Here is an 18,403-nt window from a genome sequence, read left to right on the forward strand (position 1 = left end):
CCGCGCCCGACGGCCTTGAGAGGAGCTGCCCCCAATGGCCACCCAGATTCGCGTCGAACCCGAAACCGTCAATCCGCTCGACGTCAGCCGCGCCGACATGTGGCGCGAGGATCGCTGGCAGCAGCCGATGGCGCAGCTGCGCGCCGAATCGCCGATCTATTATTGCGACGATTCGAAATTCGGTCCCTATTGGTCGGTGACGACCTACAAGCCGATCCAGCATATCGAGGCGCTGCCCAAGATATTCTCCTCCTCGTGGGAATATGGCGGCATCACCGTCGCAGGCGACGGCATCGAACATCTGCAGGAGGGCGAAATCCCGATGCCGATGTTCATCGCGATGGACCCGCCGCAGCACACGGCGCAGCGCCGCACCGTCGCCCCGGCCTTCGGCCCCTCCGAAATCGAACGGATGCGCGCCGACACGCTGCGCCGGACAAGCGAAGTGCTCGATTCGCTGCCGATCGGCGAAACATTCGACTGGGTCGAAAAACTGTCGATCGAACTGACGACGCAGATGCTCGCCATCCTGTTCGACTTTCCCTTTGAAGAACGCCACAAGCTGACTGCCTGGTCCGACGCGCTCGGCGACATCGAAAGTTTCAATACCCTCGAAGAACGCCAGGCCCGTCTCGCGATCGCATTCGAAATGGGCGCCGCGTTCAAGGAATTGTGGGACCGCAAGGCGCAGAATCCCGGTACGCACGACCTGATTTCGATCATGCTCCAGTCGGATGCGATGAGCCACATGAGCCATGAAGAATTCATGGGCAACCTCATCCTGCTGATCGTCGGAGGCAATGACACGACGCGCAATTCGATGTCGGCCTACGCCTACGGCCTCCATCTTTTCCCCGAGGAGCGCGCGAAGCTGGAGGCAAATCACGATCCCGAACTCGCGGTCAACGCGATGCACGAGATCATCCGCTGGCAGACCCCGCTGGCCCACATGCGCCGCACCGCGACCGAAGACACCGAATTGTTCGGGCACCAGATCAAGAAGCGCGACAAGATCGCGCTGTGGTACGCGTCGGCGAACCGTGACGAGAGCATCTTCCCCGACGGCGACCGGATCATCGTCGACCGCGAAAATGCGCGGCGCCACCTCGCCTTCGGTTACGGCATCCACCGCTGCGTCGGCGCACGCGTCGCTGAGCTTCAGCTTACCGCGCTGATCTCCGAAATGCAGCGGCGGCGGCTGCGCGTGAATGTGGTCGGGGAACCCGACCGGGTGAACGCCTGCTTCGTCCACGGCTATCGCCACCTGCCCGTGGTGCTCGAGAAATATTGACGCGGCGTTGAAACCGGGAGCAGACCGGCATCGTATCTAGAAGGCAGAGGAGCCTGCCATGATCGAACGTCGTTATCTGCTTTCCGGTCTCGCCTTGGGCGGCGCGATGATTGCCGCGCCGATGCTCTTCGCCAAGCCCGGCAAGCGCCCGCTGGCACAGCCGGGCTGGCGCCTCACCGATGCCGAGTGGAAAAAGCGCCTCTCCGCGACGCAATATGCGGTGCTGCGGGAGGCCGCGACCGAGCGCCCCTACACCAGCCCGCTCAACAAGGAGCATCGCGCCGGCACCTTTGCCTGCGCGGGCTGCGCGCTGCCGCTGTATTCGAGCAAGACCAAATATGACAGCGGCACCGGCTGGCCGAGTTTCTGGGCGCCGCTGCCGGGCGCGATCGCAACGTCGGTCGATCATGAGCTCGGCTATCCGCGGACCGAGGTGCATTGCCGGCGCTGCGGCGGCCACCTGGGTCATGTCTTCGACGACGGGCCGAAGCCGACCGGCAAGCGCTATTGCATGAACGGCGCCGCGCTCCGCTTCATTCCCGCCTGACCACGCGCCGATTGGTGCACGCTCCAAACGAAAAGGCCCGGCGGATCGCTCCGCCGGGCCTTTGCCGTTCCGATGCGCCGCCGCTTAGTCGCGGCTGCCCATCAGGTTGAGCAGGAAGGTGAACATGTTCACGAAGTCGAGGTAGAGCGTCAGCGCGCCCATCACCACCGACTTGCCGACGAAGTCGGTACCGCGGACATAGAAATACATGCTCTTGATCTTCTGCGTGTCATAGGCGGTGAGGCCGGCGAACAGCAGCACGCCAATCACGCTGATCGCGAGGTTGAGCGCGGTCGACTGCACGAAGAGGTTGATCAACATCGCAACGAGGATGCCGACGACGCCCATGATCAGGAAAGTGCCGAAACCCGACAGATCCTTCTTGGTCGTGTAGCCATAGAGGCTGAGACCGAGAAAAGCCGCTGCGGTCGCGAAGAAGGTCGTCGCGATCGAGGTCTGGGTGAAGGCGAGGAAGATCGTCGACATCGACAGACCCATGATCGCCGCATAGCCCCAGAACAGCGCCTGCGCCGCGCCGGTCGACAGCTTGTTGATCCCGAAGCTGAGCACCATCACGAAAGCGAGCGGTGCGAGCATGACAACCCACATCAGCGGGCTGCCGATCAGCGACAGGGTGAAACCCGTCGAATAGGCGAGCATCGCGACGATGCCGGTAAGCAGCACGCCCGAGCCCATATAGTTATAGACCGACAGCATGTACGACCGCAGGCCGGCATCGACGGCCTGATCCATCGCGCTCGCGCTGCCAGGAAAGCCGGACGCCGCCATATTGGGGTCGTTCCAATTAGCCATTTTCAAATCTCCATCACCGGCCAGCCCATACCGGCCGTACTCCCAATATCAGTATTTTCGCCCTCCGTTTCAAGCGAAACCGGTCCGGGCGCCTTCGGCGCTGTCGCGCGCGGTGCAAAAGCCCTATGACGGGGCGCACCATGTCCACGCACCGCCTGTTCGTCGCCCTGCGCCCGCCGCGGCCGATTCGCGCCCGGCTGATCGCAGCAATGCATGGCATTTCGGGCGCACGCTGGCAGGATGACGATCAGCTTCACCTGACCTTGCGCTTCATCGGTGAAGTCGATCACCACCGGGCCGAGGATGTCGCCGCGGCGCTCGGCGCGTTGCACGCCCCCGCCATCGCCGCACGCATCGCGGGGGTCAGCCTGTTCGAGCGTCATGGGCGGCCGCACATGGTGTGGGCAGGGGTTGAGCCCGCCGAACCGGTCGCGGCGCTGCACCGCAAGGTCGACCAATTGCTGACGCGCAGCGGGATCGAGAAGGAGACGCGCGCCTTTCTGCCGCATGTCACGCTGGCGCGGCTCAATCGCGGATCGGGGCCCGTCGCACCCTTTCTTGCCCTGAACGGCGATCTGGCGACGCCCGACTTCGTCTTCGGTCATGTCACCCTTTATGAGAGCGAGCTTGGCCATGGCGGGTCGCGCTATCATCCGATCGCGCGCTATCCGCTCGACGACCCGGTCGCGGCAACCAGCGCGGCGGCAACCGCGCTGACATCGGCCCAGGTTTCGGCAAAGCCATCGTCGGCGCCATAATAGGGATCGGTCACGCTCTCGCCCGCCCGTCCGGGTACGAGATCGAGCATCAGCATCAGCCGCGCCGTCGCGTCCCCCGGGGCGAGCGCACGCGCGGTCCGCAGATTGTCGGCGTCGGCAGCCAGGATCAGATCGAAGCGGTGAAAGTCGCCGCGCACGAGCTGGCGCGCGCGCAGATCGCCGATATCGACGTCATGCCGCCGCGCCTCCGCCTGCGCGCGGGCGTCGGGCGGGTGACCGAGATGCCAGTCGCCAGTCCCCGCAGAATCGAGCCGCATCGCGATTCCGGCGTCGGCAAAGGCGGCGCGCGCCGCGCCCTCCGCCAGCGGCGAGCGACAGATATTGCCAAGGCAGAGAAAAAGGATGGCTGGCGCATCGCCCCAGTCGTCGGTCATGTCATGTCCTTCTTCACAAAGTTGAACCGGTTTTCAACTTGCGCTGCCCGGCGGCTCTGCTAGCCATGGCGGCCAACGATAATGACTGAGGGAGCGCGGTGCCAGATGGCTGAGACGAGCAACGATCCGGGGACAGGCTTCGAAAGTGCGGAGACCGAACCGCGCGCGACGGGATACAGCTGGTATGTCCTCGGCGTCCTCGTCGTCGTCTATATCCTCAACTTCATCGACCGCCAGATCGTCAGCATCCTTGCGGTCGACATCAAGGCCGACCTCGGCCTGACCGACGCCGACATGGGCTTCCTCGGCGGTGCCGCCTTCGCGGTCTTCTATGCGCTGTTCGGCATCCCACTCGGACGCCTCGCCGACAATTGGAACCGCGTGAAGCTGCTGTCGATCGGCCTCGCACTTTGGTCGACGATGACCGCCCTGTCGGGGTTCGCACGCAATCAGGTAACGCTGACCTTTGCCCGCATGGGCGTCGGCGTCGGCGAAGCGACCGCCAGCCCGACCGCCTATTCGCTGATCTCCGACTATTTCCCCAAGCGGCAGAAGGCGACCGCGCTCGCCATCTATTCGTCGGGGCTTTACCTTGGCGGCGGCGTGTCGCTGTTCATCGGCGCCTCGATCGTCGAGGCGTGGAACCGCACCTGGCCGAACGGCGGGCCGATGGGGCTGGTCGGCTGGCACGGCGCATTTCTGGCCGTCGGCATTCCCGGCCTGCTCGTCGCGCTGTGGGTCGCAACGCTGCGCGAACCCGCGCGCGGCGCGATGGACGGAGTCGCGAGCCACAGTTCGCCCCATCCTTTCCGCGAATTCTTTCGCGACCTGTCAACGATCGTTCCGCCCTTCACCCTTTTCGGCGCCGCACAGCGCGGCCCGACCGCACTGGCGGTAAACATCGGCTTCGCCGCCGCGATCGCCGCCTTTGCGTGGTGGATGATTCGCCTGACGGGCAATTTCCCGCAATGGTCGGCGGTCGGGCTTGGCTATTACGCCGTCTTTTCATGGGCCTCGACGCTGCGCGCGCGCGATCCTGCGACCTTCCGTCTGATCTGGGGCACGCCAGCCTTCATCTGCACGACGCTGGGTTACGGGCTGGTGAGCCTTGCCGCCTATGCTCTCGCCTTCTGGTCACCGCCCTATGCCGAGCTTGTGCTGAAGCTGCCCAAGCAGGAACTGGCATTCATTCTCGGCGCCAATGGTGCGCTTGCAGGGTTCGTCGGGGTAATTCTGGGGGGCCGCATCGCCGACGCGCTGCGCGCGCGCAATCCGGCGGGCCGCATTCTGACGATCATATTCGGCGTTGTCGCGCCGATCATCCCGATCTGGATCGGCTACACGACCGAAAGCAGCTTCATCTTCTATGCGATGAACTTCCTTGCCGGCATGTTCGGTGCCGCAGCGCTGGGCGCGGCCGCCGCAACCACGCAGGATCTGGTATTGCCGCGCATGCGCGGGACGGCGACTGCCGCCTTCTTCCTCGGCACGACACTCGTCGGCCTGTCGTTTGGTCCCTACATGGTCGGGCAGATTTCGGACCTCGCCGGCACGATAGTCGATGGCAAGCCCGTGGGTGACCTGCGGACCGGCATATTGTCGCTGATCGGCGTCGCGCCGATCGCGCTGGCGCTGCTGATCTATGCTTATCGCACGGTGCCGCAGGCCGAAGCGACGATTGCCGAGCGCGCGGCGAACGCGGCCGCCTGACCGCGCCCGCGCAACGCCGATATGCCGCTGCTTATCCGGCCGTGATCACGCCGCAGGCCACGCGGCCGCCGCTGTTACCGCTCGGATCCGTCTTGTAATCATCCGGACCGGCGTGGATGACGAACGCCGCGCCGTCGGCATCGAGCAGCCCGCCCTCGCCGGTCAGGCGCGAGCCGACGACCTGCAGCGTCGCTCGGCCGATCGTTCCCGATTCGACGACGAGGTTGGGCAGATCGCCGTGATGGGCGCCCATCGGGTTGTCGCGTCCATGCTGGGCATGGGTCGGGTTCCAGTGCGGGCCGGCGCTGGTGAAATCGGGCGGGGTGCATTGGCCGACGGCGTGCAGATGCATGCCATATGTGCCAGGTGCAAAGCCGCGCGCGACCAGTTCGATGCGCAGGCCCGTTCCGTCCTTGTAGATATCGACGCGCCCACGGTCGGCGCCCGAGGCGTCGTAAAGCTGGGCATGGGCGTCGGATGGGGGCATCGTCGTCGTCGGCCCCTTTGATCCGCTGGCGCAGCCGCCAAGGGCGAGCAGCGAGGCTACGCACAGCGCGGCGGTCATCGTCGGGCGAAAAGTGGCGGCAGGCTTCATGGATTGGCTCCCCATCATTGGCGCGGTGCGGCGCTTGCGAAAATCCTACGCCGCAGCGCGGCGTTCGTTCCCAGGCCCGCAGGATGCCCCGTCGAAGCTGCCGCGCCAAGCGCTTTCACGCCGGGCAAAGCAAAAGGGCCGCGGATCGCTCCGCGGCCCTTCAATGGCGCATCGCTGATCTAGCGATCAGAAAACGCGCCCATATTGTTCGTTACCGACGAAGCCGAGCTTGCCGACGCCGCTACGCTTTACGACCGCCATGACGCGATCGACCACGATATAGCGGGCGTAGGGGTCCGGCTGGATCTGCAGTTCGGGTTCAACCGGCAGCGCCTTCGTCTGCTCGAGATAATCCGAAAGCTGCGCCAGATCGACCGGAACGCCGTTCCACGTGACCGTCCCCGCGGGGTCGATCATGATCTTGTTCTTTTCCGGGTCGACATTGTTCTTCGAATCGGTCGGAACCGGCAGGTCGATCTTCACCGCGTGGGTTTGGACCGGAATGGTGATGATGAACATGATGAGCAAAACGAGCATGACGTCGATCAGCGGCGTCGTGTTCATTTCCATCATCGGTTCATTATCGTCCCGATCCCCAACAGCCATAGCCATGAGACTATTCCTTCATTCCTTCGCGGACCGCCTTAGAGGCGGCCCAGCGTAGCCGAACCAGGGGCAGGTTCCGAAATGAACCCGATCTTCTGGAAACCGGCATATTGCATCGTGTAGATCACACCGCCGATGCACTGGTACGGCGTATTGATGTCGCCGCGGATATGCACTTCGGGGAAGTTCTCTTCGGTGATATTCTGGGGCCCGCCGATATCGTTGAGAAGCTTTTCAAGCTTGTCTTGACCGCGCTTGAGCAATTCGCGCGAATCGACCGGAGACTGGCCCCAATATACTTCGCAGCTACCGGGGGTTGCGCCCGCTCGAACCGAGATGTTCACATTCTCGGGCTTCGTCGTCGTCGGCTCAAAAGCGACGTCGGGCAGCTTGAGCTCCACCGTCTCCAACACCACGGGAACCGTGATGAGGAAGATGATGAGAAGCACAAGCATGATATCCACGAGCGGCGTCGTGTTGATGTCGGACATCGGGGCATCTTCGCCCTTTGCGCCTGCACTCATCGCCATAGGATTAGCATCCTGTCACAAAATTACTGTCATGGACCTGCGAAAAGCCTGCCGAAGCGCGCCTGTCGCTGTCCAGCGGCCCCGCCGATCGCCTGAGCGGCCGACGGGGCGCGAGAGTCTTAGGCCTTCTTCGGCGCAGCGGCGGGAGCAGCCTTGGCGGGCGCAGCGGCAACCGCCGGCTTCACCTGGCCGCCCGACATGATCGAGCCGAGCACGTCGTTCGAGAAGGTCGACAGACGGCGAGCAATCGCCTTGTTGCGGCTCTGGAGCCAGTTGAAGGCGAGAACCGCGGGAACCGCGACGATCAGACCGATGGCGGTCATGATGAGCGCTTCACCGACCGGGCCGGCGACGGTGTCGATCGAGGCCTGGCCCGATGCACCGATCTTCACGAGGGCGCGAAGAATACCGATAACCGTACCGAACAGACCGACGAACGGCGCGGTCGAACCGACGGTCGCGAGGAAGGCGAGGCCGCCGTTGAGCTTCGAGTTGATGTGGTTCTGCGAACGCTCGAGCGTGCCGTGCATCCAGTCATGCGCTTCGACCGGGTCGGTCAGCTTGTTATGCTCTTCGTTGGCGCGCAGACCGTCTTCGACGACCTGACGATAGGCGCTGTTCTTTTCGAGCTTGTTCATACCTTCAGCGAGGGTCGGCGCACGCCAGAAGTTCGCGTCGACTGCCTTGCCCTGGTTAATCACCTTATTCTGTTCGAACAGCTTGGTGAACAGGATGTACAGCGTGCCGATGAACATGATCAGCAGGACGAGGAAGGTGATCTGCGACACGATACCGCCTTCGCACAGCGCCGGGACGAGACCATAGGGGTTCTCGCCCTCTTTCTTGACGCACATCGACGCGGGCATGAGGCTCATCCCGACATCATGGGCACCAGCCGCAGCAGCGGCGTTCGCAATCAGATTGAACATTTCGATATTCCCTCTCAAAAAATCTAAACCGGGGGTCGGCATTGCTGCCGGAAAATTCAGGAAAAACGGCGCTTAGCGGTCGATCTTCCAGGTAAAGCGGCTCGACCAGCTACCCGTCGTGGGATTGCCGTTCCGATCGACGGCCGGAGCGAATTTCGCGCGGCGCATCAGCAGCTTGCACGCTGCATCGTCGAGGTCGGAGTGACCGCTGGACGAAGTGACCGAACAGCCGGTGGGCTTGCCGTCAGTGCCAATGGTCAGACGGAAACCCGTCGTCCCTTCGCGTTCCTGACGCTGCGCGCTCGGCGGATAGTCGTCGTTCGTCACCCAGCGGCCCGGAGACCCCTTCGGCGACGCTCCCTTCGACATGTCGGGGGTCGGCGGCGGAGCCGGCGGCGCGGGCGGCGTATAGACCTGCGGCGGCGGCGCCGGCGGCGGCGTCGGAACCGACTGGATCTGGTTCGCGGTGCTCGGCGGCGGGATCGGCGACGGAGGCGTCACGACCGGCGGCGGCGGCGGCAGCTTGTTATCCGGCGGCGGCGGCGGCGGCGGCTCCTCCGGCGGCGGCGGCTCTTCGACGTCCACCACGTCCAATTTTTCGGCAATTTTCTTGACGATGCTGATATTCAGGCCGTTCACCAGGCCGTAGCCCAGCACTGCCGTCAGCAAGCCCACCAAGACAATTGCCACTACCCTGTTTTTAGGGTCGACATTATCACCATAAGCCATTCAGGGACGACGCTCCTTGCTAGATCATCCTGACACCAAATCCGCACCATCGGGTTCGGTTGCCAATTGCCCGGATATTTTCCGATGCGCTCCGCAGACCCGATGGCTTAGCAACCGGCTTGTTCTGTTTGTGCCGGACGCTTCACCGCTCGTCCTATCGCGGTGGCGAGAAGTTCGCAAACCCTTTATCAGCGGTTAATGTGCACTTGTCCATGATGGGCAATTGGCCGCCTTTCGAGGCAGGATAGAACAGAAGGTGGATTGAATATGCGCGCCCTCGCCCTGGCTGCCGTGGCCGGCATTGCTTTGTTTACTAATTGTTTTTCAAATGCTTACGCCCAAACTCCGACACCCGCCGCGGGTACCGAAAGCCCCTGGAGCTATGCCGATCTCGCCGATCTGGCGACAGTTGCCCCGATGGTGATCGAAGCGCGTGTCTACAGCACGGCGCTGCTTAAGGCCGAACGCGCACCGGGGCTCGCGGCGGGCTTTGCGCGATTCTATGTCGAGGCCGATGTGGTCAGCCTGATTCGCGGATCGGGGCCGTTGGCGGCGCGGATCAGCTATCTTGTCGACCTTCCGCTCGACGCAAAAGGCAAGCCGCAGAAGCTCAAAAAGAAGCAGCCCGTGCTGCTTTTTGCCCGCCCGGTCGCGGGCGCGGCAGCGGGGAGCAGCAGCACCGGCAGCGTCCAGCTGATCGCGCCCGACGCCCAATTGCCTTGGGACGCTGCGACCGAATCGCAGCTGCGCGCGATCCTGACCGAGCTGGTCAAGCCCGGCGCCCCGCCCGCGATTACCGGAATCGCCAACGGTTTCCACGTCCCCGGCACACTGCCCGGCGAGGGCGAGACGCAGCTGTTCCTCGACACCAAGACCGGCGAGCCGGTGTCGATCACCGTCCTGACCGCCGCCGACGGGTCGCGCCGCTGGTCGGCCGCCTTCGGCGAGATCGTCGACGAAAGCGCGCCGATTCCGCGCCAGAACACGCTCGGCTGGTATCGCCTGGCCTGCGGCTTGCCGCGAAGCCTGCCGCTCAGCAAACTCGGCGGCACCGCTCCCGAAGACCGCAAGAAAGCGGCCGCCGATTATGCCGTCGTCCTTGGCGCGCTCGGTCAATGCACGCGCACCCGCACACCGCCGCCAGGCCTCTGACCCGGCCAAACTGCCGGGCCTGCGGCAACGCGGGGCCTTGTTTCCGGGCGAAAAGCCGATAGGGGCGCAGGCGAATGCGGGCTCCGGCCCGCCCTGCCAAGGAGTGCCTGCATGTCGCCTCAGCCCGCCCCCGCCACCCCGCGCCCGCCGCTGCGTGTCGCGCTCGCCGGTATCGGCGTCGTCGGCGGCGGTGTCGTCCGGTTGCTCGAGGCGAATCGCGCCCTGATCGCACGCCGCGCCGGCCGCGCGGTCGAGATCGTCGCCGTCTCCGCGCGCGACCGCCAGAAGGATCGCGGCGTCGATCTGTCGCCCTATCGCTGGGAAGACGATATGGCGGCGCTGGTCGAATCCGACGATGTCGACGTCGTGGTCGAGATGGTCGGCGGCGCCGACGGCCCTGCGCTGACGCTCGCCCGCCAGGCGCTGGGCGCGGGCAAGGCGCTCGTCACCGCGAACAAGGCGATGATCGCGCATCATGGGCTCGATCTCGCGCAGATCGCCGAGGCGCAGGACACGCCGCTCAAATATGAAGCCGCCGTCGCGGGCGGCATCCCGGTCATCAAGGCGATCCGCGAAGGCGCCTCGGCGAACCAGATCGCCCGCGTCTATGGCATCCTAAACGGCACCTGCAATTATATCCTGACGCTGATGGAGCGCGAGGGCGCGAGCTTCGCCGACGCCCTCGCCGCGGCCCAGGCCGAAGGCTATGCCGAGGCCGACCCGACCTTCGACGTCGACGGGATCGACGCCGCACACAAATTGTCGATCCTCGCCGCGCTCTGCTTCGGCACCCGGCTCGACATCGACACGGTGACCGCCGAGGGCATCCGCGGCCTGATCGCCGCCGACATTCGCGAGGCCGCCGCGCTCGGCCACCGCGTCCGCCTGATCGGTATGGCCGAACGCGACGAAGGCGGTCTCTATCAACATGTCCAGCCGTGCCTCGTCCCCGCCGACCATCCGCTCGCCTATGTCCCCGGCGCGCTCAATGCCGTCGTCGCCGAGGGCAATTTCGTCGGCCGACTCTTTTTCGAAGGCGCGGGCGCGGGCGCGGGGCCGACGGCATCGGCGATCGTCGCCGACATCATCGACATCGCGCGCGACGAATATGGCCCCGCCTTCGCGATGCCGGTCGATGCGCTTGATGCCGCCCCCGCCGCCGATGCGGGCGCGCGCGTCGGCAAACATTATGTCCGCCTGATCGTCGAGGACCGGATCGGCGTCCTTGCCGAGATCGCGACCGCTATGCGCGACGCCGGCGTTTCGATCGAAAGCTTCATCCAGCGCGGCGACGATGCCGAGGGCGGCGTGCTGATCGCGCTCGTCACGCACGAAGGTCCGGGCCGCGCCGTCGCCGCGGCGCTCGCGGCGCTTGCAGCATCGGATCATGTCATCGGTACGCCAATGCATATGCCGATCCTGGCGCTCTGACCCCGCTTGCATTCGCAAATCCCCCTGTTAGCTCTCGCTGAGGGGAATGGGGGGACAGACATGGACTTAGCGATCCGGGAGGGCTTGGCCGAAGCACGCGCGCTGGCCCGGCAGTATTGGCAAGCGCTGCTGACCTATGTCGGGCTCGGCGTCGTGCTGCCCTTTCTGCTGCTGTCGAGCGAGCCGATCTTCGATCTGCGCACCCTCGTCGCCATCGCTGCCGATCCCTGGACCTATCGCGTCAGCGGATCGATCACCGGGCCGCTCTATCTTCTGGGCATCGTCAGCCTGATCGTAAGCGGCGCGCTGCTCGCGGCATGGAATGCGCTGCTCGCCGAGATCCGCGAGGGCTATATTTCGGAGATCATGTACGGGCTCGTCGCCGGCGCGGCCTATCTGGTGGTCAATATCATCCTCTATTTCGGCGTCGGAATCATCCTGTCGCTACCGATCCTGCTGCTCGCGGCATTTCAGTCTGTTCAGAGCTATGGAATCGCCCTTGTGATCTTCCGCTATATCGTTTCGGCGCTGCTCGGCTCGTGGATTTATGCGCGATTCTGTCTCGTCGGACCGGTGATGGCGGCGGGCGGGCGGCTCGAGCCGGTATCGGCCTTTGCCGAATCCTGGCGCCGCACGCGAACGGCATGGCCGCGTCTCCTCGGGCTCTATCTTGCCATCTACGTCCTGTCCGGCCTGCTGACGCTGGCGCTGCTCGCACCGCATCTTTTCATTCTGTTCAACAGCGCGCCCGGCAGTTTCGCCGAAACGGCGATGAGTATGGGGTGGCTGCTGTTCTGGGCGGCCTATTTCCTGATGCTGCTGCTCGTTCCCGCAGGTCTCTACCGCGCCTCCGAAGATCGCACCACGGTCGAGGTGTTTGCCTAGGGCTCCTCGGGCAGCGCGGGGATTCCCGCTTCGGGATCGGTCGCGCGCTTCGCCATCTCGTAAAGCGGGTTATATTCGGGGCCGGGCTTGTACCGCCCGCCGATCGGCATCCAGTTATAGGGCAGCTTGTCGAGGCTCATCGCCTTCGCCTCGGCCCGCGGGATTTGCGGCGATGCATCCTGACCCACCCCGGCGATGGCGCGCAGTTCGGGCGACAGGCGATTGCGGTCGGTATCGGAGCCGCACACCAGAATCTCGCCAGCCTTGATCGGACCGCAGCGGCGCACGGGGTCGGGCAGCACCCGGCTGCGCGCGATCGCACCCTCGGCGTCCTGCGCGGGCGGCGGCGACGCATCCTGAGCGGCGAGCGGCGGCGCTGTCATGCCAATGACGCACGTCAGCGCAATCACGCCCCCGAATCGGGCGAAGCGATCTCGACAAGCGGGGCGCACGACCATATGGCGCCCAGCATGCCGATGGGGCGGAGCAAGTAAAGACGGAGATGTGAGCCGATGGCAAAAAGTGACGGTAGCAACCTCGACCGGGTCCTGGTGCTCGAAATGGTGCGCGTCACCGAAGCCGCGGCGATCGCTGCCGCCAAGCTGATCGGCCGCGGCGACGAAAAGGCGGCCGATGCCGCCGCCGTAGAGGCGATGCGCAACGCTTTCAACACGCTCTATATGGACGGCACGATCGTGATCGGCGAAGGCGAACGCGACGAAGCACCGATGCTCTTTATCGGCGAAAAGGTCGGCAATGCGCCTGGCAAGGGCCCGAAGATCGACATTGCGGTCGACCCGCTCGAAGGCACCACGATCACCGCCAAGGCCGGCCCCAACGCGCTCGCAGTGCTCGCGATCGCCGAAGAAGGCTGCCTGCTCAACGCCCCCGACGTCTATATGGACAAGCTTGCGGTCGGTCCCGGCTATTCGCCCGGGATCGTTAATTTCGACAATAGCGTGCGCGAAAATGTCGAAGCGGTGGCCCGCGAAAAAGGGTGCGCGCCGGCCGACATCATCGTCTGCGTCCTCGACCGCCCCCGCCATGAAGCGATCATCGCCGAACTGCGCGCGATCGGCTGCGGCGTCGCGCTGATCCCGGACGGCGACGTCGCGGGCGTGATCGCTACGACCAATCCCGAAACCAATGTCGATATCTATATGGGATCGGGCGGCGCGCCCGAAGGTGTGCTCGCCGCGGCGGCGCTGCGCTGCGTCGGTGGCCAGTTCAAGGGCCGCCTGCTTTTCCGCAACGACGACGAGCGGCTGCGCGCGAAAAAATGGGGAATCGAAGATCTCGACCGCGTCTACGACCTCGAAGATCTGGCCAAGGGCGATGTAATCTTCGCCGCAACCGGCGTCACCGACGGCTCGCTTCTGCGCGGCGTCAAGCATCGCCGCGGCGGCATCTTGACCACTGAAACCGTGGTGATGCGCGCATCGTCGGGCACCGTGCGCTGGGTGAAGGGCGAACATCGCCTCGGCTGAGGACGCCCCGTCACCCCCAAAGCAGGATCAGGACTTTAGCCGCCGCTTGCTTTCGCGTCGTCGGGCGGTGCCCGCGCGCCGCCCTGTCCCCCGCCGGCGGCGTCCCCGCCCGCCAGCGCGCGCGCCAGCGGCTTCAGCGCCAGCGTTCCGAGCCGAACGCGCGGCGTCTGCTTGCCCGGGACCGCGGATAGCGCAAATGCGGCATCGAGCCGCAGAGCGGCCGCCGATGCTTTCGCTATCCGCACCGTGTAGCGTCCGTAAGCCACGCTTTCAAAAAGGAAATATCCGTCGAACTCGGTCAGAGTGGTTGCGCGCACCCGTCCTTCTGCATCGACCAGCTCTAGCTGCAATCCCTCGATCGCATTGCCGCCGTCGCGCATCGCGACGCCTTCGATTTCGCCGGCCGCGGTCAGCGGCAGCGCAACATGCGTCGCGACGCCGGGCCGCGGCGTGACGACCACACCGGGCAGTGCGGGCTGGATATAGGGGTCGGGCAGGCTTCCGGCATCGATGCCGATCATCACCGGACGAAAGGGTTCGAGACCGTCGATCGTGGCACGGCCATCCTTCGCGGTTGCGCTATCGACATAGCCATTACCCGCGGTCAGCGGGACGTCGGCGACCGCCGCTTCGCCCGGCTGGCGGATACCGTCGCCATTATCGTCCATCCACACTTCGGCGAGCACCTGGCCGCGGCTTGCGAGCTTTTCGCTCGACACGCGCCAGCCCCCGCCGCCGCCATCGGCCCGGCTGCGCGGCCCGAAGCTGAAGGCAAGCGACAGCGACGCCGCGACCGATCCGTCGCTCGCCACTTCGCCGAAGCCCGATAGCTGAAACTTGTCGAAACGCCGCGTGTAGCCAATCCCGGCGCGCGCGCGGTCGAGCCCCTTGTCATAGCCCAGTTCGGCGCGCCATTCGGCGTCGCGCTTGCCCGACCATTCGGCAATCGCGGTCAGGCGCGAATCGGCGTTCGATCCCGCCAGCGCAAAGCGCGCCTCACCGCGCAGACGGACGCGCCCGATGCGCGCATTGGCGAGCAGCGTGGCGGTCAGATTGTCAGGCGGGTCGGGGCCATAGGGCACATCCGATCGCGACCAGTCGATCTGCCCGGTCAGCGTCATGGTGCGGAAACTCGCCGAGGCGCGTCCCGAGGCCTCGATGCTCGAAACGCCCGAGGTCCGGTCGATCTTCGCCACATCGACGTGCAACGGCAGCACCGCCTGTCCCAATTTTACCGACTGGTCGATCGACACCGAATAGAGGCCGTTGATATTGTTGATGAAACGGTCCGAAACAAAACCGCCCCAACCGCGCATCGCGTCGGCACGGATATAGGTTTCGCCAAAGCCGGCGAGCCAGCTTGCCCGCAGCGCGTGGCCGCCGTCGTCGGCATAGGCAACGCCAAACTCGAGCAAGGTCGGGCCGATCGAACGGCGCAGCGCCGCCTCGCCATAGTTGCGGCGGACATTCTCGATCAGCAGACTGTGGAAATAGGCGGCGATCGAGGTGCGCGTATCGAGGCCGCGCTCGATCCCCGCCGAACCGCGCCAGCCGCGCCGGAAGGCGCCGCCGCGCGGCCCGCCGAACTCGATCAGGTCGGTATCGTCCTGGGCAATCCCGGCCCAATACCAGGTCTTTTGCGGCGGGATCGAATCGAGCCCGACCTGCAATTGCCGGATTTCGCGGCGCACTTGCCCCTGCGGGCCATAAAGGACGATCTCGAACCGGTTCGATCCATATTGCAGTGGGACGCCCAGAAATTCGTAGCGGCCGTCGCCATTGGGGCTGGTAAAGGCCAGCAACTGACCGTTGCGATAGAGTTCGGCGTCCCATCCGGCGGGTAGATCGCCGCGGAAATCGGTCTTGTCGAACGCGTCGGGGCGTTCGACGGGGCGATTGGTCAGCACCGCGCCACGGCCCGGCACCGACTGGGCGACGATTCCCGTCGACAGCAGGCTGACATCGCCGACCGCATAATGCGTCGCGTGGAGCGGGCCGAGAAGCTGGCCGGTGGGATCGGTGCGATAGAGCCGCAGGCGCAGGCTGTCGGGGACGCCCTTGTCGTCGGACGAGAGGCGCGCATCGAAGCTCTGCTTGAGCAATTCGCCGGCAGCGAAGATTTCGTAACGCGCCTGCGTCGAAGAGCCGCCCTGCTTGTCGGACACCACGCCTGCCGAAGCGACAACGTCGAGCGACGGCGTGCTCCACATTCGGTAGGGTCGCGGCGCTTGCGGCAGGCTGGCGAGGTCGAAGCGCGTCTGCGGACGAATCGTCGCAGCGCGCGCGCGGCGCTCGGCGGCGAGCTGGAACGGCAGCTTTTCCTTCGAATCGATGCGCAGAACAGCATTCGACAGGTCGGCGCTGATCGGCACCCCGATCCATTTCGACAGACTGGCAAGGTCGACGCACCACCCCGCCGCCGTGTCGCGGATCATATTCGCGCCGATCCGGAAGCGCTCGCTGCCCGCGCGCACTTCGCCCGCGTCGCGGTCGATCAGGAAGGTGCGGCGCTCGTCGAGCACCCAGCCGGTTGCGCGGCGCAACTTGCGGTCGACGCGCACCGCGAGATCGAGTGCGAGTACGACATCGGCAAGATCGACGCACAGCCCCTGCGGCGTCTGATAACCCCGCACGCCGTCGCCGAGCCGATATTGGCCCGAGCGCAGGTCGAACAGCCATCGATCGTCTTCGTTCGGTTTCCAGCTGTCACTAGTAGTTTGATATATATCTGTTTTTTCAGCGGCGTGGGCGCCGGAGGGCAGCAAGCCCACCAGCGCCATCCCGGCGGCGAGCGCCGGCAGCAGGCGTTTCAGGAAGGCGCCGAGCATCGCCGCCTCCGTCCGGTTCCGCGCGCCGTCCGGCTATTTCACCACCCGGTCGGCCTGATCGATCGTCGCACCGCCGACTTCGCGATCCTCCGAATAGCGGATCTGCACCGGCCCCTTCAGCTTCGCCGCGACCTCGGCCGGCACGCGCAGCGAAACGGTGCGATCGCCGACCTCTGGATAAACGGCGATGCCGCGCGCCAGCAGCAGCGGCTCAGCCACACCCGGCCGCGTCACCGCGATATCGCCATAGACCGACCGGTTGCCGGTGCGCGTGAGGTGGAAATTGAAGGCGGGTCCGTCGCGCGTATCCCCAACCCAAGCCTCCCCGATCTTTGCGGTCGCGGCGAGTTCGCCGACGCGCACGATGATCGGGATAGTGATGCCATAGATGGGGGTGAGCGCGATCGACACACCGTCGCCCGTCGGCTTGGCAGGATCGGCGACGGCCGGTGCCGCATCGGGAACCGCGCGGAAAAGCATATGCGCGCGATATTCACCCGGCGCGAGGCCTTCGGGGATACGCACGCCGATGCGGATCACCTGCGGCTGGTTCGGCGGCAGCGTCACGCGGCGCGGGCTGAAGGCGATCATGTCGAGCGCGGCGCGTTCGGCAGCGTTCGCGTTCGCCTCGTCAATCTCGTCGAGCCCGCCCTCGGCGGTCATCCGCTTGATCTCCAGGCTAACGCGGTAGGTTGCGGGTTCGGCCCCGATATTGTTGAGCACCACCTCGGTGCCGCGCGAACCGTCGAGAATCACGCGCGTCGGTGCCACGAGCAGATCGCCCGCGGCGTGCGCGGAGGGCGCAGTGCTGCTGCACGCAGCCGCCGCGAGCAGGCAAAAGCCCTTGAAAAAGCGAAACATAGATACGATCCCCACAATCGTTCGGGGACCGCGGTCGCCGCCCCCAGGTTGGTCGCCTCCCTGTTGCGCCATCATGGTTGATATTTCGCTAACCATAGCTGGGCACGCACGCATCGCCCTGCGCCGCGCATACGAAAAAGGGCCGCCGGAGCTGGTATCCGGCGACCCCTTTCGATGGCCGGCACGCCCACAGGCGCGCCGATCCCCCCACCTGATAATCAGGGTTTACTGGTAGTTGGCAGTGACGTTGAACGTGCCGCTGTAATCGCCAGCCGTCTGGTTGGCGCCAACGCTGAGCGTGCCGCCGACCTGAAAGCTGCCGCCGGTCGCACCGAGCGTAACGTTCGTCGCCGAATAGCTGAGCGTCGAGTTCATCGTGCCGCCAAGCGATCCGTTGAGCGTGACATTCGCGTCGCCACCGACCACGACAACCGCACCATTGGTGCCGGTGATGTCGAAATTGGCCGCCGTCGTGGTGCCGGTGCAGGTCAGTCCCGTGCCGCAGGTCACGCCGCCCGCGGTCGACACCGCGACCGTCGAGGCGGTCGCGCCGCTGATGACGGTCGCGAACTGCAGATCGCTGGTGTTGGAGAGCGTGATCTGGCGAAGGATCTTCGCCTTCGCCGTACCCGTGGCCGTCGCCGCATGCGCCGCCGGGGCGTTCATGGCGAGAGCAGCAATTGCGGCGCCGATGAGGGCGCGCTTCATTCCAATGGTGCGCATAAGTTGGTCCCTTGAACAGTCGATAATCGAATGGAAATCCCACCCCATTCGCCGACCCCTTTAGCGGGCGACCGGTTCAGCTTTTGCCCAACAAGCATGGTTAACAGCGCATATAGAATTGGCCCGCCTTGCA

The 18,403-nt window shown here is 65.2% G+C and carries 19 protein-coding genes; 8 read left to right on the top strand and 11 right to left on the bottom strand.

What is annotated here, in order from left to right; all coding sequences use genetic code 11:
• The first annotated feature begins 34 nt into the window (after positions 1-34).
• Both ACT17R_RS07960 and msrB read left to right on the top strand, forming a co-directional pair.
• Positions 35-1,291: a cytochrome P450 gene (locus ACT17R_RS07960; protein ID WP_003042048.1), complete on the top strand. Its 1,257-nt coding sequence runs from the start codon at positions 35-37 to the stop codon at positions 1,289-1,291.
• A 58-nt stretch (positions 1,292-1,349) separates the two neighbouring features.
• Entirely contained in the window at positions 1,350-1,838 is a 489-nt protein-coding gene (gene msrB, locus ACT17R_RS07965; RefSeq protein ID WP_186401475.1) for a peptide-methionine (R)-S-oxide reductase MsrB, read from the top strand.
• A gap of 84 nt (positions 1,839-1,922) precedes the next feature.
• Here msrB and ACT17R_RS07970 read toward each other — a convergent pair whose 3' ends face one another.
• Positions 1,923-2,651, bottom strand: coding sequence for a Bax inhibitor-1/YccA family protein (locus tag ACT17R_RS07970; protein WP_003042056.1), 729 nt, complete (start codon positions 2,649-2,651; stop codon positions 1,923-1,925).
• Positions 2,652-2,791: 140 nt separating this feature from the next.
• On the opposite strand from ACT17R_RS07970, the gene thpR reads away from it, so the two are divergent.
• Positions 2,792-3,409, top strand: a complete 618-nt coding sequence (thpR, locus tag ACT17R_RS07975; protein ID WP_186401474.1) for an RNA 2',3'-cyclic phosphodiesterase — start codon at positions 2,792-2,794, stop codon at positions 3,407-3,409.
• Here the strand turns inward: thpR and ACT17R_RS07980 are convergent.
• Positions 3,316-3,804, bottom strand: a complete 489-nt coding sequence (locus tag ACT17R_RS07980; RefSeq protein ID WP_186401473.1) for a low molecular weight protein-tyrosine-phosphatase — start codon at positions 3,802-3,804, stop codon at positions 3,316-3,318. The genes thpR and ACT17R_RS07980 overlap by 94 nt on opposite strands.
• A gap of 105 nt (positions 3,805-3,909) precedes the next feature.
• Here ACT17R_RS07980 and ACT17R_RS07985 point away from each other — a divergent pair, with 105 nt between their 5' ends.
• On the top strand, positions 3,910-5,514 hold the full coding sequence (locus ACT17R_RS07985) for a spinster family MFS transporter (protein ID WP_217372898.1): 1,605 nt from the start codon (positions 3,910-3,912) through the stop codon (positions 5,512-5,514).
• A gap of 31 nt (positions 5,515-5,545) precedes the next feature.
• Here ACT17R_RS07985 and ACT17R_RS07990 read toward each other — a convergent pair whose 3' ends face one another.
• The 5 genes from ACT17R_RS07990 to ACT17R_RS08010 form a co-directional block, all read right to left on the bottom strand.
• Entirely contained in the window at positions 5,546-6,109 is a 564-nt protein-coding gene (locus ACT17R_RS07990; protein WP_062903070.1) for a superoxide dismutase family protein, read from the bottom strand.
• A 186-nt stretch (positions 6,110-6,295) separates the two neighbouring features.
• Complete coding sequence (locus ACT17R_RS07995) at positions 6,296-6,721, bottom strand: ExbD/TolR family protein (protein WP_062901424.1); 426 nt, start codon at positions 6,719-6,721, stop codon at positions 6,296-6,298.
• 32 nt (positions 6,722-6,753) lie between these two features.
• Complete coding sequence (locus ACT17R_RS08000; RefSeq protein WP_062901423.1) at positions 6,754-7,245, bottom strand: ExbD/TolR family protein; 492 nt, start codon at positions 7,243-7,245, stop codon at positions 6,754-6,756.
• A gap of 119 nt (positions 7,246-7,364) precedes the next feature.
• The gene (locus ACT17R_RS08005) at positions 7,365-8,120 is read right to left on the bottom strand and encodes a MotA/TolQ/ExbB proton channel family protein (RefSeq protein ID WP_051066368.1); all 756 of its coding nucleotides are present in this window, start codon (positions 8,118-8,120) and stop codon (positions 7,365-7,367) included.
• Positions 8,121-8,246: 126 nt separating this feature from the next.
• The gene (locus ACT17R_RS08010; protein ID WP_062901422.1) at positions 8,247-8,903 is read right to left on the bottom strand and encodes an energy transducer TonB; all 657 of its coding nucleotides are present in this window, start codon (positions 8,901-8,903) and stop codon (positions 8,247-8,249) included.
• A gap of 267 nt (positions 8,904-9,170) precedes the next feature.
• Here ACT17R_RS08010 and ACT17R_RS08015 point away from each other — a divergent pair, with 267 nt between their 5' ends.
• From ACT17R_RS08015 to ACT17R_RS08025, 3 genes are all read left to right on the top strand, one after another.
• Positions 9,171-10,055, top strand: a complete 885-nt coding sequence (locus ACT17R_RS08015; RefSeq protein ID WP_186401471.1) for a hypothetical protein — start codon at positions 9,171-9,173, stop codon at positions 10,053-10,055.
• A 111-nt stretch (positions 10,056-10,166) separates the two neighbouring features.
• Positions 10,167-11,486, top strand: a complete 1,320-nt coding sequence (locus tag ACT17R_RS08020) for a homoserine dehydrogenase (RefSeq protein ID WP_062901420.1) — start codon at positions 10,167-10,169, stop codon at positions 11,484-11,486.
• An 84-nt stretch (positions 11,487-11,570) separates the two neighbouring features.
• On the top strand, positions 11,571-12,371 hold the full coding sequence (locus ACT17R_RS08025; RefSeq protein ID WP_444809243.1) for a hypothetical protein: 801 nt from the start codon (positions 11,571-11,573) through the stop codon (positions 12,369-12,371).
• On the opposite strand, the gene ACT17R_RS08030 is transcribed toward ACT17R_RS08025, so the two are convergent.
• The gene (locus ACT17R_RS08030; protein WP_234180464.1) at positions 12,368-12,754 is read right to left on the bottom strand and encodes a hypothetical protein; all 387 of its coding nucleotides are present in this window, start codon (positions 12,752-12,754) and stop codon (positions 12,368-12,370) included. The genes ACT17R_RS08025 and ACT17R_RS08030 overlap by 4 nt on opposite strands.
• Positions 12,755-12,883: 129 nt before the next feature.
• Between ACT17R_RS08030 and glpX the strand changes: the two genes are divergently transcribed.
• Positions 12,884-13,858 carry a class II fructose-bisphosphatase gene (gene glpX / locus ACT17R_RS08035; protein WP_062901417.1) on the top strand — a complete coding sequence of 325 codons (975 nt, stop codon included), beginning with the start codon at positions 12,884-12,886 and terminating at the stop codon, positions 13,856-13,858.
• Positions 13,859-13,893: 35 nt separating this feature from the next.
• On the opposite strand, the gene ACT17R_RS08040 is transcribed toward glpX, so the two are convergent.
• The 3 genes from ACT17R_RS08040 to ACT17R_RS08050 form a co-directional block, all read right to left on the bottom strand.
• Positions 13,894-16,686: a carboxypeptidase regulatory-like domain-containing protein gene (locus ACT17R_RS08040; protein ID WP_186401468.1), complete on the bottom strand. Its 2,793-nt coding sequence runs from the start codon at positions 16,684-16,686 to the stop codon at positions 13,894-13,896.
• 33 nt (positions 16,687-16,719) lie between these two features.
• Positions 16,720-17,547, bottom strand: coding sequence for a fimbrial biogenesis chaperone (locus ACT17R_RS08045; RefSeq protein ID WP_062901415.1), 828 nt, complete (start codon positions 17,545-17,547; stop codon positions 16,720-16,722).
• Between the two features lie 225 nt (positions 17,548-17,772).
• A complete protein-coding gene (locus ACT17R_RS08050; RefSeq protein WP_058810817.1) occupies positions 17,773-18,270 on the bottom strand; it encodes a DUF4402 domain-containing protein in 498 nt (165 codons plus the stop codon).
• Positions 18,271-18,403 lie beyond the last annotated feature (133 nt).

The sequence above is a fragment of the Sphingopyxis sp. Q841 genome (assembly GCF_052384365.1).
Lineage (GTDB): Bacteria > Pseudomonadota > Alphaproteobacteria > Sphingomonadales > Sphingomonadaceae > Sphingopyxis > Sphingopyxis terrae_A.